This is a genomic window from Mycetocola saprophilus, from assembly GCF_000718085.1.
Lineage (GTDB): Bacteria > Actinomycetota > Actinomycetes > Actinomycetales > Microbacteriaceae > Mycetocola > Mycetocola saprophilus.
The window spans coordinates 900,670-916,942 of record NZ_JOEC01000001.1; the positions used below are offsets into that span (position 1 = coordinate 900,670).

The following is a 16,273-nucleotide window of genomic DNA, read 5'->3' on the forward strand; positions in this document are numbered from 1 at the left end:
GGTTGTGTGCACCGTAACCCGGGTGGCGTGGAATTGGTCGCCGTGGTGAGTGCGCGCTGGTGCGTGTCCTTCGGCTAGGCCGATTCGCGAATCACCAGCTCGGCCGACACGATGGTTTCGACCTCGGGAGACTCCCCCGCCAGGATCTCCAGCAGACGCTGGGCAATCAGCTCGCCCTGCAGCCCCGAGGGCTGACGCACGGTGGTGAGAGCCGGGCTCACCTCGGTGGCCACCGAGGAGTCATCGAATCCCACCAGGGGCAGATCCTCGGGCACCATGATGCCCGCGGCGGTCAGCGTGCGTAGGGCCCCGCGAGCCATCAGATCGCTGGCGACAAAGAGCCCGTCGATTCCGCCGCGCCGCAGGAGTCGTTCCATCGCCAGCTCGCCGCTGTGCTCGGAGAAGTCGCCGAGTTCCACCAGCGTGTCGGGCAGGTTCGCGGCGCGCAGGGCGTCCTGGAATCCGGTGAGGCGGTCTCGGCCCGCGGGCATGTCTTGCGGACCGGTGATCGTGGCAATACGCCGCGACCCACGCTCGATCAGGTACCGCGTCGCCATGCGCGCGCCCTCGGCGTTATCGATGTCCACAAAATAGTCCCCCACGGTGCCGCGCATCCGGTTGGGGCGCCCACCAAACACCACGGGAAGGGCGTCGGCGATGCGGTCCACGAAGCGGTCCCGCGCGTGGTGGGAGATCACGATCGCCCCATCCACGTTGCCCCCGCGCAGGTAGGCGGTGGTTTTATCGCCGTCGTCATCGGTGGCGATAAAGATGTTGAGCACGTAGTCGGACTGGCTGAGCCGGCGGTGCACCCCGGAAACCACGGTGGCAAAGAAGGGATCACCAAAAAAACGGCTGGTGTCCTCGGGAACCACCAGCGCGATGGCCTTGGTCTGGCGCCGAACCAGGCTGCGGGCAGCCTGGTTCGGCACATAGGAGAGCTCGGCGATCGCGCGCTCCACGGCCTCGCGGGCCGCCGGACTCACCGCCTGGGCACCGTTCACGACGCGGGAGACGGTGGAGCGGGAAACGCCAGACAGCGCGGCGACCGCCTCGAGTGTGACCGGGGGTTGTGCGGGGCCCACTCGGCGCCTCCTTGACTAGTGCGTGTGCAGGTACAGCGGCACACCCGTGTACGTCGGAATGGACAGGGTCCGGTTCCGAATGATCCGATGATACTCCATGGCACTGTCCTTGAGCGTGCGCTGCTGAGTGTCGTAATCCACGTGCACGATACCGAAGCGCTTTCGGTATCCCCAGGCCCACTCATAGTTGTCCATCAGCGACCAGTAGAAGTATCCGCGCACGTCCACCCCGGCCTCGGCGGCGTCGAGCACCGCGCCCAGGTGCGACCGCAGGAACGCGGTCCGCTCGACGTCGTGCACACGCTGCTGGCCGTCCTCGATCGCCACCTCGTCATCGTAGGCGGCACCATTTTCGGTCACATACAGCACCGTGTTTGTGGGTTTTGCGTACTCCTCCCACACCCGGGTGAGCACGCGGGTCAGCCCCTCGGGCTGCACCTCCCAGCCCTGTCCGGTGCGGGCCAGGCCCCGCTCATGCGGGTGGATGTCGGCCGGGGCCGGCCAGGGGGCTCGAATCGCACGGTCGGTGGGGGCCTCAAGCTCGATCGGCGGGACGGCCGGGGCGGTGCCCGACACAAACTCCCCCTGGTAGTAGTTCACGCCCAGCGTGTTGATCGGGGTCGAGATCACCGCGAGGTCTCCCTCGTGTACCGCCGCCTCCAGGCGCTTCAGGGCCAGCGGCTCCTCGGTGCGGATATCGGCCAGGATGTCCGCTGGGTACACACCCCGGAACACCGGATCCAGGAACCAGCGGTTGAACTGACCGTCGAGCTTGCGGGCCGCGTTGCGGTCGCCCTCGGCGTGTGGATCCACCGGGTCGGCCACGGTCAGGTTGAGCGTGATCCCCAGGTTGAGCGATTCGTCGCGGGCGCGCAGCTCGCGCACCACCTGGCCGTGTCCAAGCAGCAGGTGGTGCGCGGCGAGCAGTCCCTCACCGGCGTCCTGGTGGCCGGGGGCATGTGCCCCGGCGATGTGGCTGAGGAAGGAGGAACACCAGGGCTCGTTCAGGGTCGCCCAGTTGGTGACCCGATCCCCCAGCGCATCGTGCACCGAGAGTGCGTACTCGGTGAACAGATCGGCGGATTCGCGTACGGTCCATCCGCCACGCTCCTGGAGGGCCTGCGGCATGTCCCAGTGATACAGGGTCAGCCAGGGCATGATGCCGGCCTCCAGGAGCTCGTCCACCAGGCGACTGTAGAAGTCGATCCCCGCCGGGTTCACCGCACCCGCATCCGGACGCACCCGCGACCAGGAGGTGGAGAAACGGTAGGACTCCAGCCCCAACTCCCGCATCAGCGCCACATCCTCGCGGTAGCGGTGATAGTGATCGCAGGCCACATCGCCGTTATCGGCGTTAATGACGGCACCCGGTACGCGGGCGAACTCATCCCAGATCGACGCTGTGCGCCCATCCTCGAAGGCGGCACCCTCGATCTGGTACGCGGCCGTGGCCGCACCAAAAACGAAGTCCCGTGGGAAGGAGCGTGGTGATGACATGGTGATCTCTTTCTTGAGAAACGAACTAACCCTTGACCGCTCCTGCCATGATCCCACTCACCAGCTGCTTGCCGGTGAAGACAAACAGGACAAGCAGCGGAATCGTGGACAGCAGCACCCCGGCCAGCACGATCGAGTAGTCCACAAAGTGGTTCGACTGCAGCAGTGAGAGGGCCACCGGAAGGGTGGGGTTTTGACGATCCAGCACGATAAACGGCCAGAAGAAATTGTTCCAGGAGGAAATGAAGGTGAACAGTGCCAGCATCGCCGCGGCCGGGCGTGCGGCCGGCAGTCCCACGGTCAGGAAGGTGCGGAACGAGCTGGCGCCGTCGACCCGGGCGGCCTCCAGGAGCTCGTCGGGCACGGCCTGGCGCAGATACTGGGTCATCCAGAACACCCCGAATGCGCTGGTCAGCGCGGGGACGATGATCGCCCCGATGGTGCCGGTCCAGCCCAGGTCCGAGAACAGGATGTACAGCGGAACCACGCCCAGCTGGGTGGGCACGGCCATGGTCGCGATCACAAAGATCAGCAGCACGTTGCCGCCGCGGAACTTCAGCTTGGCAAATGCCCAGCCTGCCAGGGTGGAGAAGAACACCACCGAGAGCGCGATCAGCGCCGAGCTATAGAAGGAGTTCCAGAGCGCCAGCCAGAAGTTCACCGCCGGATCATTGATCACCGTGAGGGCGTTGTCGATGAAGTTTCCGCCGGGAATCCAGGAGGGGTTCCGAATGGTCTGAGCATCCCCCGAACCGATCAGGAACGACCACCAGAACGGGAACAGGCTCCCGGCAATCATCGCCCCGAGAACGCCGTAGACGACCCAGCCGGGACGGGAGCCGCGCACGGTCCGGCGGCGGCGCGGTGCCGGAGCCGGGGCGGCTGTGGCGGTGGACGGCGACATCGTGGGTGCGCTCATCGCGATACCTCCTGAGAATTCGAACTGGGGGCCACCGCGGCGGACACGGCGGCCCGGTCGCGTGCGGCGATACGGCGCTCGCGCCGGGTGGGCGGTCGGTGCCCACCCTCGTCCCGCACCAGGTTGCGGGTGACAAACAGGTTGATCACGCCGATCAGCAGGATGATGATGAACAGGATCCACGCCAGCGCCGCGGCCCGGCCGAAGTTCCACTCTCCCCAGCCGGTGTTGTACAGGTAGAGCGAGATGGTCAGCCACTGACTGTTGGGACCGCCGGTGCCGGGCCTGTCGTACATGCGCGGCTCGTCGAAGATCTGCAGGCCACCGATGGTCGAGGTGATGATCACAAAGATCAGCGTGGGCTTGAGGCTCGGCAGGGTGATCGAAAAGAACTGACGGATCGGGCCGGCCCCATCCACGGTGGCCGCCTCGTAGTAGTCTCGCGAGACCGCCTGCATCGCGGCCAACAGAATCAGGATGTTGTAGCCGGTCCAGCGGAAGTTCACCATCGTGGCGATGGCGACGTGGCTGAAGAAGGCGTTGGAGTGCCAGGGAATCGGCTCCAGGCCGATCGTCTGGATCAGGGTGTTGATGATGCCGTAGCGGTCACCAAACATGTTGCTGAAAATCAGGGCGACGGCCACCGGGGCCATCACGTAGGGCACCAGCACACCCATCCGCCAGAAGGTCTTGGCCCGGATGTTTTTGTCCAGCAGCGAGGCGATGAACACGGCCACGATCAGCTGCGGGACGCTGGAGAGCAGGAAGATGCTGAACGTGTTGCGCAGGGCCAGCCAGAACTTGGGCTGCCCGAGGACGTAGGCATACTGCTCAAACCCGATGAACTCGCCGGTGCCGCGCACCAGGTCCCACTCCATGAAGGAGATGACCGCGGTGAAGGCGATCGGGAAGAGTCCCACGACCGCAAACAGGATGAAGAACGGGGAGATGTAGAGATAGGGGGAAAGCTTAAGATCCCAGCGGGACAGGCCGCCGCCGAAACCCACGCGGCGGGCGGCGCGGGGGCGGGATCGGGCGCCGCCGGGCGCGGTGGTGGAAGAGGACACGATGCTCCTAGACAGAACGTTTGACGGGGAAAGAGGGTGGGGCGGCGATACCGCCGCCCCACCCGGGTGCCTCGTTACTTAATGGCCTTGACCTCGGATACCCACTGCTTCCAGGAGGTGTCCGCGTCCTGCGTGCCCTCCTCGACGCGGGTGAGCGCCTTCTGCATCGCATCGTTGATCTGGAAGTACTTCTCGCCCTTGAACGGAGACAGGGTGACCGCCTGTGCGCGCTCGGAGAAGATCGACCCGATCGGGGCATTGTTGAAGTACTCGTTGGTGGCTTCGAGCAGGGTCGCGTTGGTGAGCGCCTCGTTCTGGCTGGGGAAGTTGCCCGAGTTGCTAAACGCCTTGATCTGCTGCTCGGGGGCGGTCAGCCAGTCGGCGAGCTCCTGGGCGGCCTCGACGTTCTTGCCCTTGGCGGGGACGGTCAGGTAGGAACCGCCCCAGTTTCCGCCGCCGCCGGGGAAGACATTGGCGATGTCCCAGCCGGTCACGTTCTTGGCGTTACCCTCGATCACACCGAGCATCCAACCCGGGCACAGCATGGTCGCGAAGGCACCGTCGGCGAGGCCGGCATTCCAGTCATCGGACCACTGGCCGAGCTTTGCCGACTGGGTCTTGCTGGCCGCGAGTACCTCGTCGTAGATCTTGCGGACATCGGGGTTCTCGGTCGCGGTGACGTCACCGGTCTTGGGGTTCTCATAGGCCGCCTCGACCTGGTTGATCATGCCCTGGTAGGTGCCGCCGGCGGAGTCGAAGAAGGGCTTGCCGGTCTTGGTGGTGTACTCGTTGCCCACCTCGAAGTACTTGTCCCAACCGCCGGTCAGCAGCGCGGTCACCTCGGCGCGGTCGGTGGGCAGGCCCGCCTCGGCGAACAGGTCGCCGCGGTAGCAGATGGCCTCGGGGCCGATGTCGGTGCCGTATCCGATCAGGTTCTTGTCGGAGTCGGTCGCGGCGTTGACCTTCCAGTCCAGCCAGCGATCATGCAGCTTCTCGGGCACCGGGGCCAGCATGTCCGAGTACTTCATGACCTCGGGCAGCCAGTCCACCTCGATGGCCTCGATGTCCGCCAGACCGGACTTGCCGAGCTTCTGGAAGTAGTTGGCGCGGGCATCGTTGCTGGTCGCCGCTCGGTTGTGGACCACCGTGACGTTCGGGTGGGCGTCGCTGTACTCCTTGAGCAGCGCATCGGTGTAGCCGAAGTCGTTAAACGTGGCCACGGTCAGGGTAATCTTGCCGTTCCCCGATCCGGCCTCGCCGCCGTCGCTCGCGCAGCCGGCTAGGACCAGTGCGGCCGCGGAGACCAGCGCAACGGTGCCCGCGCTTTTTCGGAAAGCACTCTTGTTCACAATCACTCCTTCGTGGTGGTGGGGTGAGCTTCATCGCTCTGGATTGAGACGCTGTGAGAGCGCTCCCAATCGGTGCCCCGATCCTATGAGAGCGCTCCCAAATAAGTCAACTCGGGGTGCATCGCCGTCCTGGTTTCGGATGCCTTTCGTCACTCCGCGTGAGTCCTTTTCTGACCACATATTCGGCTCAAAAAGTAGCCGTCTCGACGCCACTCTCGGCACCGACAGCCGACGGTCACACTCCCCTGTTTTCTCTAAATCAGGCAGTATGTAAACTCGGATGAATATGCGGAAATGGCCCGATTTTCCGCGTAATCTCGGGGGTTTTGAGTGGCCGCAAAATTTACTTGTTGACAGGTAAGTAAGTAGATGGCTAGCCTGCACCTGTCGACGCCGATGTCGATGAAACGCCCCTCACATTTGTTCAAGGGAGAACACATGCGATCGAAATTATTGCGTGAAAAAAATGGGCCAAATTTAGCCGTGTCGGCCGCCGCGATTCTCGCGTTGGCCGCGGCCGGAACGATCGTCACGGCACCCGCCGCGCACGGTGCCGATCCACTCTTTGGCCCCAACGTCACGATCTTTGACGAAAACTGGAGTGTGGACGCGATCAACTCCGCACTTCAGGCCGCCTCCCACGAGGGAGAATTCAGCCTCAAGCGCCACCAGTTCTTCTTCGCCCCCGGCACCTACGGCGTGAACAATAACGCCGACAACCCCATGGCCGCGACCAACATCATCAACTCCGAACTCGGCTACTACCAGTCGGTTTCCGGACTCGGGGCCTCCCCCGACGATGTGCTCATCAACGGTGCCATTCACGTGGAGCCCGAGCGCGTGTGCGAGGCGAACCCCTGGGACTGCCAGCAGCCGGGCTCGCTCACCAAGTTTTGGCGGTCGATGAGCAACCTCGCGTTCAACCCGATTCAGCAGCCGGTCGGCGTGGATGCGACTCGCCCATTCCCCAGCGGAATCACGGCCCCGCACCAGATGCGCTTTGCGGTCTCGCAGGCGGCACCGCTCCGACGCATTCACATCAAGGGTGACCTGACGGTGTTTGGCCGCGTGGGAGAGTATGCCAGCGGCGGCTACCTGGCCGACAGCAAGGTCGACGGCCAGATCGTTACCGGATCCCAGCAGCAGTGGTTCACCCGAAACTCCGAGGTGGGAACCTGGGAGGGTGGCGTCTGGAACAACGTGTTCTCCGGCGTGCAGAACGCCCCGGCCACCGACTTCGGCCAGCCCCGCGCCGGCGGCGTCGGCGTGACCACCAACGTCGACAAGACCCCGGTTTCCCGCGAGATTCCGTTCCTGTACAAGGACGGCAACGACTTTAAGGTCTTTGTCCCCAAGGCCCACACCAACTCCACCGGCGCCAACTGGTCCACCGATGCCTCGGCCGGGCAGTCCCTGCCGATTGGCGACTTCTACATCGCCAAGGCCGGCGACACCGCCGCCTCCATCAACGCGGCCCTCGCCTCCGGTAAAAACCTCCTGCTGACCCCCGAGGTGTACTACCTGAACGCCCCGATCAAGGTCACCCGGGCCAACACCGTGGTGCTGGGTCTCGGCTACGCCTCACTGGTTCCCAACAACGGCACCGCGGCCATCGAGATTGCCGACGTCCCCGGCGTCAAACTCGCGGGAATCACTGTGGATGCACACACCAAGAACTCCGATGTGCTGGTTCAGGTGGGCCCCCGGGGTGCCACCGCCGCCGAGGTGGCGAACCCCACCACCCTGTCCGATGTGTTCATCCGCGTGGGTGGCCCCTGGGCCGGCAACGCGACCACCTCGATCGAGGTCAACACCCCGAACACCCTCCTCGATCACATCTGGGCCTGGCGCGCCGACCACGGCGACGGCGTCGACTGGCACACCAACGTGGGCGACCACGGCGTGGTGGTCAATGCGGACAACGTGACCGCGACCGGTCTGTTTGTGGAGCACTACGGCAAGAACCAGGTGATCTGGAACGGCAACAACGGCCGCACCATCTTCTACCAGAGTGAGCTCCCCTACGACCCGCCCACCCAGGCCGACTACATGGACGGCACACGACTGGGATACTCCTCCTACCGTGTGGCCGACACCGTGACCAGTCACCTGGCGCAGGGTATGGGTGTGTACTCGTTCTTCGATGACACCCGCAACAACGGCAACCACGTGTACGCCGAGAGTGGCGTTCAGGCGCCGCAGAACGCCAACGTGCGCTTCGAGTCGCTGACCTCGGTGTTCCTCAACGGTACCGGCGGCATCAACCACGTCATCAACGGCACCGGTGCCCAGGTCAAGGGCGGCTCCCCCGCCACCATGACCGCGCAGGTGGTGTCCTACCCCGGCGTGGATAGCAGCGCGCCGACCGTCTCGATCACCGCGGACCCCGCGGCACCGGGCCCCAACGGCTTCTACACCAAGAAGGTCACCCTCACGGTGACGGCCTCGGATGACTTCCTCCCGGCACCCCGGGTGGAGTACCGCTTCCTGCCCGCCGGAAACGTCTCAACCGAATCGGCCGTCCGGGTCGAGTCGGTGGCCCTGGCCGCCGCCGTCCCGACCGAGGACGACGCGCAGGATGAGGTCGCGGCCGAGGACGACGCCGAGTGGATCCGTGCCGACGGACCGATCGTCCTCGGTGATGGTGAGCACAGCGTCGAGGTGCGCGCGGTGGATGCCGCCGGAAACGTCTCGGCCAGCGCCAGCTGGTCCGGGAAGGTTCGGGTCGCCGTGGACGCCGAGACTCCGGAGCCCGGAAACCCCTCGGCCACCCCGACCCCGGTCGCCCCGGGTGACGGTGGTGCCACAACGCCCGGCGTGATCGCCGCCCCGGGTGCCCAGCCGGGTGGCGGTCTGCCCCAGACCGGTGCCGCCGGTCAGGCGGGCGCAGTCATCGCCCTGCTGCTGATGGCCGCCGGCATCGCCCTCGGTGCCGTGCGTCGAGCGCGGGCTCAGCGAGGCTAGGGCAACGGACCCACCGGATGCCCAGGACGCGCGTCCTGGGCATCCGGAGCGCGGCCGTTAGCCGCGGCCAGGCGGAGCCCAGGCGCCGAGGGTGATCCACGGCACCAGTACCTCATCCTCGGTGAGAGACCCGTGCTGGCCCACCATGCGCCTCGAACTCTGATCCGACGGACGGGAATCGTAGTATGCGATCCGCTTCCGCGCGGCCACCAGAATGTCGCCGATCCGCGGAACCACGGTGGGATTCACGGCACCAAACAGACCCGCCGCGATCGCCTCGTCCCGGGAGAGCACCCAGGCGCGCTCCCCCTCGCTCTCGCGCCAGGCCCCGAGGGTTGCCGCGCGCTGCTCGGGGGAAACCCCCGCGTCAAAGTAGAGGTGTCGCATTCGAGGCTCCCCGCCGATCAGGCCGATCCCGGCCACCAACTCGGGATCCTGATCAAAGAGGACGTGGGCATAGTCGGGCACATCCACGATGCCGTGGTCGGCGCTCAGCGCGATCCCCACGCCGACCCCCACGCGTGCATGCAGCTTGCGCACCTCGGCATCGAGGTCCTCGAGCGCGGCCAGCCAGCGATCATCGGCCACGCCGAACCGGTGGGCGATCTGGTCGAGCTCGGGCACGTAGAGATACACCAGTGCGCCGGGGGTTTCGGCAAGCTTGGCCGCCTGCTCGAAGCGCTCGGCGATGCGGTCAGCGGGGACATAGGTGGCCCCGCGCAGGATCGCCCGGGTCATGCCGCTGGTGGCATACTTCCCGGTGCCCACGGCGAAGGGACGCAGGCCCTGCCGATTCGCCTGCTCAAACAGGGGTTCGCGCAGCTGCCAGGTTTCGGGAACCATCCGAACGTCCCAGCCGGTCAGGCCGTTGACGATGCGATCGTTCTCGGCATCACGCATTTCATACCCAACCACGCCGTGTTCCCCGGGCCAGGCACCGGTCATGATCGCGGTCAGGCTGGCCGCGGTGGTGCTGGGGAACACCGACTGCAGGGTGGGGAACTTCCGCGCGGTGAGGAAGCGGGCGTAGGGCTTGGCCTCGCGCAGCTGCTGCGCCCCCAGTCCGTCCACCACGATCAGGATGGCCGACTGCACCGAAGTGAGGGTTTCTCCGGGCATCGTCGCGGGCACCGGGAGGCCCGTTTCGGGGCGCAGGGCGGCGACGAGATTCGGCAGGATATCGGCTTGGCTGCGGGAAACGTCGGTGCGTGTCGGTAACATTGAAGGCATCGGGTTAAGTGTGCCACAGAAGGCACGGTTTACCCGGCTCCCATCCACCCTCGCGCCGTTCTCCTCGCGCGGCCATCCGAAACTATGGAATGACCCGAAAAGACTCCGCTTCCACCAGCGCCGCCCCCGCCGAACGCATCCTCGATGTCGATGTGACCGATGAGATGGAGGGCTCCTTCCTGGAGTACGCCTACTCGGTCATCTACTCGCGGGCGCTGCCGGATGCGCGCGACGGTCTTAAGCCGGTGCAGCGACGCATCCTGTATCAAATGGCCGATATGGGGCTGCGCCCCGACCGCAATCACGTGAAGTCCGCCCGCGTGGTGGGCGAGGTCATGGGTAAGCTGCACCCGCACGGTGACGCTCCCATCTACGACGCCCTGGTCCGCCTGGCCCAGCCCTTTACGATGCGCCTGCCGCTGATCGATGGTCACGGAAACTTTGGATCGCTGGATGACGGCCCCGCGGCACCCCGCTATACCGAGGCGCGCCTGGACGCGACCGCCCTGGCAATGACCGAAAACCTCGACGAGGACGTCGTGGACTTCATCCCCAACTATGACGGCGCGCTCATGCAGCCCGATGTCCTGCCCGCCGCCTATCCGAACCTCCTGGTCAATGGCGGCAGCGGTATCGCCGTGGGAATGGCCACCAACATGGCCCCGCACAACCTGATCGAGGTTGTGGGCGCCGCACGCTTCCTGCTGGAAAAGCCCAAGGCCACCCTTGAGGAGCTGATGGCGTATGTGCCCGGCCCCGACCTGCCCACCGGCGGGACGATCGTGGGTCTCGCCGGCATCAAAGATGCCTACGCAACCGGTCGTGGCGCGTTCAAAACCCGCGCCAAGGTCACGGTCGAAAACCTGACCCCGCGCAAAAAGGGCCTGGTGGTCACCGAGCTGCCCTATCTGGTGGGCCCCGAGCGGGTGATCGAGAAGATCAAGGACGGTGTCAACAACAAGAAGCTCTCCGGCATCTCGGACGTCACCGACCTGACCGACCGGACCAACGGCCTGCGCCTGGTCATCGGGATCAAGACCGGCTTCAGCCCCGAGGCCGTGCTGGAACAGCTCTACCGGTTCACCCCGCTGGAGGACGGCTTCAGTATCAACAACGTCGCCCTGGTCGACGGCGGTCCGCGCACCCTGGGTCTGCGCGAGCTGCTGCAGGTCTACGTGGATCACCGCATTCAGGTGGTCACCCGCCGCTCCAAGTACCGCCTGGCCCGGCGCAAGGAACGCCTGCACCTGGTGCTGGGACTCCTGATCGCGATCGTCGACATCGACGAGGTCATCCAGGTCATCCGCGCCAGCGATGACTCGGAGATCGCCCGCAAGAAGCTGCAGGAGGTTTTTGACCTCTCCAAGGTCCAGGCCGAATACATTCTCGAGCTGCGGCTGCGTCGCCTGACCAAGTTCTCGCGGATGGAGCTGGAAACCGAGCGGGATGAGCTGCAGGCGCAGATTGCCGAGCTGGAGAAGCTGCTGAGCAGCACCCGCCGGATCCGCACCCAGGTGTCCAAGGAGCTTGAGGCCGTGGCCGAGAAGTTTGGGACCCCGCGGCGCACCATGCTGACCGAGGCGGCGCCGAGCATCGCCGGGTCCGCACGGAAGAAGGCGGGCGTGGTTCTCGAGGTCGCCGATGTGGCCTGCACAATTTTCCTGAGCGCCACCGGTCGCGCGTTGCGGGTGGACCGCCCGGCGGGCGAGGAGGTCACGATCACCGCGCCGCCGCGCCGCGCCAAGCACGACGCGATCGCCTCGGTGCTGGAGACCACCTCACGCACCGAGATCGGTGCGGTCACCAACCTGGGTCGCCTGATCCGTTTCTCCCCCATCGACCTCCCGGCTGTGCCCGCCGCCTCGATTCATCTCGCGGCGGGTGTCAAGATCTCCGACTACATCACGCTCACCAATAAGAAGGAGCGGGTGCTGGCCCTGGTGGATCTGGGCAGCGACCGCCCGATCGCGCTGGGGACCGCGCAGGGTGTGGTCAAGCGGGTCACCGCGAACGCCTGGCCGAATAAGCCCGAGTTTGAGGTGATCGCGCTGAAGCCCGGCGATGAGGTTGTGGGCCTCGGCCAGCCCGCCGAAACCGATGAGCTGATCTTTGTCACCTCGGACGCGAAGCTGCTGCACTTTGTCGCCTCCTCGGTGCGCCCGCAGGGTGCGCCCGCAGGTGGTATGGCCGGTGTCGCGCTGGTGGGGAGCGCTCGCGTGCTGTTCTTCGGCGCGGCACCGCATGCCGAGGAGATTATGGTGACCACGATCTCGGTGGCCGAGGGCACGATCCCCGGCACCGATCCGGGCCGAGCCAAGACCTCGACGTTTGCCGATTTCCCCGCCAAGGGCCGCGCGACCGGTGGTGTCCGGGCCCACGCGTTCCTCAAGGGTGAGTCCCACCTCGAACGCGCCTGGGTGGGCCCCGGTCCCGTGCGTGCGCTCTCGGTCGAAGGCTCGGCGCGTCCGCTGCCCGAGCCGGTGGGCCGACGCGATGCCTCGGGTGCCGCGCTTGAGCAGGTGGTGACCTATCTGGGTCGGGCGATCCAGCCCGACACCGGTTCGGGCCCTGCCGCCGCGTCCGATGGTGACGCTCCGCAGGATGGCCCGTTGGATGCCCCCTCGTTTGAAGACGGCGATGTGATCCGCATCCCCGCCCGCGCCTCGGCCACCCCGGCCCAGCCACTCGGCTTTGACACCGACGGCGTCCTCTCGGTGGAACCCGCCGACACCGTCACCCTGGACCTCGACCTGGAATAGTCCTGAAGCCTGTTGGTGGGTTTCGGTTTCGAACACTCGGAACCGAAACCCACCTTTTTGTCATGGACCAGACCCAAAAACATGGCGATTGGTTTCCCTGCGACAACCCTTGACATTAGCTCAAACCCGGGTAGCGTGAGCTGAAACCTAGCAACCGCAGTCCGGAGCACCGCCGATATCTGCCCCGCCCACGGTTGCCGGCCGCGACGATGGGGAGTGCGAACGATGAACGGTGTACCGAGCGACGGGTCGCATCCGGTGAGTTCCCGGCCGCTGACTGTCGGGTTGCTTTTTATTGGGTCCTCGCTCGCGGCGTATGCGCTACCCGAGTCATTCCCGGCACGCGAGATCATCGCGGCCGTGCTCTTCTCCGGTGCGCTCCTGGGCACCGCGGGTTCCCGCTATTGCCGACAGGCTCTTTTTGGCTCCCGCCGAACCGGGGTAATTGCCACGCGCGCGCTGGCGATCTGGTCGCTGGGGGCCGCCGTGCTCGGAAGTGTGTCCTGGGCACAGCCCGACGCCAACCCCTGGGGTAGCCTGCTGACAATTTCGATGCTTGGAAACCTCGTCCTGACCCTCATTATTGTGGTCGATATTGCGCGCGCACCGCACCTGCCCGTTCCCTGGAAACGGATCCCACTCGCGATGCTTATGCTCCAGGCGCTGGCATATCTGGCAAGCACCCTGCTGATCCGGATGAATGCGGAGCCGGTCGGGATACAGATCGTCACCGCGGCAGTCTCGCTGATCGCCGCGGCAACGCCCCTGAGCTACGGAATCCTGCTGCTGTCACTCACACGCACCGATCATCGCGATGGCGCGACCGAACCAACCGGGCGCGGTCAGGTTGTCTCCGACGCAGCAGGGACCCTCGGCTAGACCTCGGTGTGTTCGTGACGAGACCTTGGTGTGTTCGTGGCTATACGTCGATGCGTTCGCGGCTGAGGTCCGCCGAGTGCTCCACGATGAAGTCCTTGCGCGGTGCCACATCGCTTCCCATCAGCAGCTCAAACACCCTGGAGGCGCGCTCGGCGTCGCCCATGCGTACGCGGCGCAGGGTTCGTCCCGAGCGTTCCATCGTGGTTTCGGCCAGCTGGTCGGCGTCCATCTCGCCCAGACCCTTGTACCGCTGCGGGTCCTGGTAGCGCTTTCCGGTGGCCTTGAACTCGGCCAGCAGGTCGTGCAGCTCCTGCTCGGAGTACGTGTAGATCGTCTCATTGGGCTTGGAGCCCGGGTTGATCTGCACCACCCGGTGCAGCGGGGGCACCGCCGCGTAGACCCGGCCCGCGTCGATCATCGGCCGCATATAGCGGAAGAACAGCGTGAGCAGCAGGGTGCGAATGTGCGCGCCGTCCACGTCGGCGTCGCTCATGATGATGACCTTGCCATAGCGGGCGGCGTCAAGATCGAAGCTGCGGCCCGATCCGGCGCCGATCACCTGAATGATCGCCGCGCACTCGGCGTTTGACAGCATGTCGGACACCGAGGACTTCTGCACGTTGAGGATCTTGCCTCGAATCGGCAGCAGCGCCTGGTGCTCGCTGTCGCGGGCATTCTTGGCGGTGCCCAGCGCCGAGTCACCCTCGACGATGAACAGCTCGGAGGTTTCCACATCGTTGCTGCGGCAGTCCACCAGCTTGGCGGGCAGCGAGGAGGACTCCAGCGCGTTTTTGCGGCGCTGGGTCTCCTTGTGGGTGCGCGCGGAAATGCGCGACTTCATCTCTGCCACGACCTTGTCCAGCACCAGGGCGGTCTGGGTCTTGTCGTCGCGCTTGGTCGAGGCGAAGCGCTCCTTGAGCTGACCGGACACGACCGAGGCAACGATCGCCCGCACCGCGGGGGTACCCAGGATCTCCTTGGTCTGCCCCTCGAACTGCGGCTCGGCCAGGCGCACGGTCAGAACCGCGGTCAGCCCGGCCAGGACGTCGTCCTTATCCAGCTTGTCGTTTCCAGCCTTGAGACGACGCGCGTTGGCCTCGACCTGGGCGCGCAGGAAGCGCAGCAGCCCCTGGTCAAAACCGGTTTGGTGTGAGCCACCCTTGGGCGTGGCGATGATGTTCACGAAGCTGCGCATCACCGTCTCATAGCCGGTGCCCCAGCGCAGCGCGATGTCCACGGTGCACTCGCGCTCCACCTCGGTGGGGACCATCGCCCCGCCGTCGGTCAGCACGGGCACGGTCTCGGTGAAGGTCGAGGTTCCGGTCAGGCGCCACACGTCGGTGATCGCCGTATCCGGGGCCAGGTGATCCACAAACTCGGAGATGCCGCCGTCAAACTCGAAGGCGTGCGATTCGGTCTCCTCGCCGCGTGAGTCCTCGATGGCGATGCCCAGGCCGGGGATCAGGAACGCCGTCTGCTTGGCGCGACCGATCAGGTCCTCCATCTGGAAGTTGGCGCCCTTGGTGAAGATCTGCGGGTCGGCCCAGTAGCGCACGCGGGTGCCGGTCTTGGCCTTGGCGACCTTGCCGATCGGGCGCAGCGCCGGCTCACCAAACTCGGTGAACGGGGTGAACGGAGCATCGGGGGTCGGGGCACCGGTGTCCTCGAAGACGCCGGGCACGCCGCGCTTGAAGGACATCAGCCAGGTCTTGCCGCCGCGGTCCACCTCGACGTCGAGGCGCGCACTCAGCGCGTTGACCACCGAGGCGCCCACACCGTGCAGACCACCCGAGGCGGCATAGGAACCCGACCCGAACTTTCCGCCGGCGTGCAGCTTGGTGAAGACCACCTCGACACCGCTCAGCCCGGTCTTGGGCTCGATGTCTACGGGGATACCGCGGGCGGTGTCGCGTACCTCGACCGAGCCGTCGTGGTGCAGCAGGATATTGATCCTGGTTCCGAAGCCCGCCAGCGCCTCATCCACCGAGTTATCGATGATCTCCCAGAGGCAGTGCATGAGGCCGCGGGAGTCGGTGGACCCGATGTACATACCGGGTCGCTTCCGCACCGCCTCAAGGCCCTCGAGGACGGAGAGGTGGCGCGCGGAGTATTCAGTGGTCACAGGGATAAATTCTACCGAAAACCCCCGACATCACCTGCCATCGACACGTTGTGAGCGGGCTGAGCGTACGCGCCTAGCGAAATTGCCCCGGAACGGAATGAATTTGCCCCCGGACGTGGTTGGATAAGACGTGAGGCCGAACGATTGGCCTCCTCACCGGTCAGGAGGAAAACATGACACAGATCACCGAAAGCGCTCCGAGCGTGGTGGACGCCCCGGCACTGACCGCGGCCGACCGTTGCGACAGCTGCGGCGCACAGGCCTACGTCCGGGTAACCCTTGCCAACGGCGAGCTCATGTTCTGCGCTCACCACGGCAAGAAGTATCAGGAGAAGCTCGCCGCCGTCGCCTCGAACTGGCACGACGAGAGCGCCCGCCTCAGCGAGGCTCGCGCCTAAGGGC

At 65.7% G+C, this 16,273-nt stretch carries 11 protein-coding genes; 4 read left to right on the forward strand and 7 right to left on the reverse strand.

Annotation, left to right across the window (positions count from 1 at the left end):
* Positions 1 to 74: 74 nt before the first annotated feature.
* The 5 genes from IE92_RS0103995 to IE92_RS0104015 form a co-directional block, all read right to left on the reverse strand.
* Complete coding sequence (locus IE92_RS0103995) at positions 75 to 1,085, reverse strand: LacI family DNA-binding transcriptional regulator (protein WP_030143582.1); 1,011 nt, start codon at positions 1,083 to 1,085, stop codon at positions 75 to 77.
* A 15-nt stretch (positions 1,086 to 1,100) separates the two neighbouring features.
* A complete protein-coding gene (locus tag IE92_RS0104000; RefSeq protein WP_051701873.1) occupies positions 1,101 to 2,582 on the reverse strand; it encodes a GH1 family beta-glucosidase in 1,482 nt (493 codons plus the stop codon).
* A gap of 25 nt (positions 2,583 to 2,607) precedes the next feature.
* Complete coding sequence (locus tag IE92_RS0104005) at positions 2,608 to 3,501, reverse strand: carbohydrate ABC transporter permease (RefSeq protein ID WP_030143584.1); 894 nt, start codon at positions 3,499 to 3,501, stop codon at positions 2,608 to 2,610.
* On the reverse strand, positions 3,498 to 4,571 hold the full coding sequence (locus IE92_RS0104010; protein WP_030143585.1) for a carbohydrate ABC transporter permease: 1,074 nt from the start codon (positions 4,569 to 4,571) through the stop codon (positions 3,498 to 3,500). Before IE92_RS0104010 ends, IE92_RS0104005 begins: the two co-directional genes overlap by 4 nt.
* A 71-nt stretch (positions 4,572 to 4,642) precedes the next feature.
* The gene (locus tag IE92_RS0104015; protein WP_043322096.1) at positions 4,643 to 5,917 is read right to left on the reverse strand and encodes an ABC transporter substrate-binding protein; all 1,275 of its coding nucleotides are present in this window, start codon (positions 5,915 to 5,917) and stop codon (positions 4,643 to 4,645) included.
* Positions 5,918 to 6,400: 483 nt separating this feature from the next.
* On the opposite strand from IE92_RS0104015, the gene IE92_RS18855 reads away from it, so the two are divergent.
* Positions 6,401 to 8,881, forward strand: a complete 2,481-nt coding sequence (locus IE92_RS18855; RefSeq protein ID WP_245601209.1) for an LPXTG cell wall anchor domain-containing protein — start codon at positions 6,401 to 6,403, stop codon at positions 8,879 to 8,881.
* 57 nt (positions 8,882 to 8,938) lie between these two features.
* Here IE92_RS18855 and IE92_RS0104025 read toward each other — a convergent pair whose 3' ends face one another.
* Entirely contained in the window at positions 8,939 to 10,111 is a 1,173-nt protein-coding gene (locus IE92_RS0104025) for an alkaline phosphatase family protein (RefSeq protein WP_030149834.1), read from the reverse strand.
* A gap of 89 nt (positions 10,112 to 10,200) precedes the next feature.
* Between IE92_RS0104025 and IE92_RS0104030 the strand changes: the two genes are divergently transcribed.
* Entirely contained in the window at positions 10,201 to 12,870 is a 2,670-nt protein-coding gene (locus tag IE92_RS0104030; RefSeq protein WP_081864072.1) for a DNA gyrase/topoisomerase IV subunit A, read from the forward strand.
* Positions 12,871 to 13,095: 225 nt separating this feature from the next.
* Complete coding sequence (locus IE92_RS0104035) at positions 13,096 to 13,749, forward strand: hypothetical protein (RefSeq protein ID WP_030149833.1); 654 nt, start codon at positions 13,096 to 13,098, stop codon at positions 13,747 to 13,749.
* Positions 13,750 to 13,789: 40 nt separating this feature from the next.
* On the opposite strand, the gene IE92_RS0104040 is transcribed toward IE92_RS0104035, so the two are convergent.
* Entirely contained in the window at positions 13,790 to 15,871 is a 2,082-nt protein-coding gene (locus IE92_RS0104040; protein ID WP_030143591.1) for a DNA gyrase/topoisomerase IV subunit B, read from the reverse strand.
* A gap of 173 nt (positions 15,872 to 16,044) precedes the next feature.
* On the opposite strand from IE92_RS0104040, the gene IE92_RS0104045 reads away from it, so the two are divergent.
* Entirely contained in the window at positions 16,045 to 16,269 is a 225-nt protein-coding gene (locus IE92_RS0104045; protein WP_030143592.1) for a DUF7455 domain-containing protein, read from the forward strand.
* Positions 16,270 to 16,273: the final 4 nt, after the last annotated feature.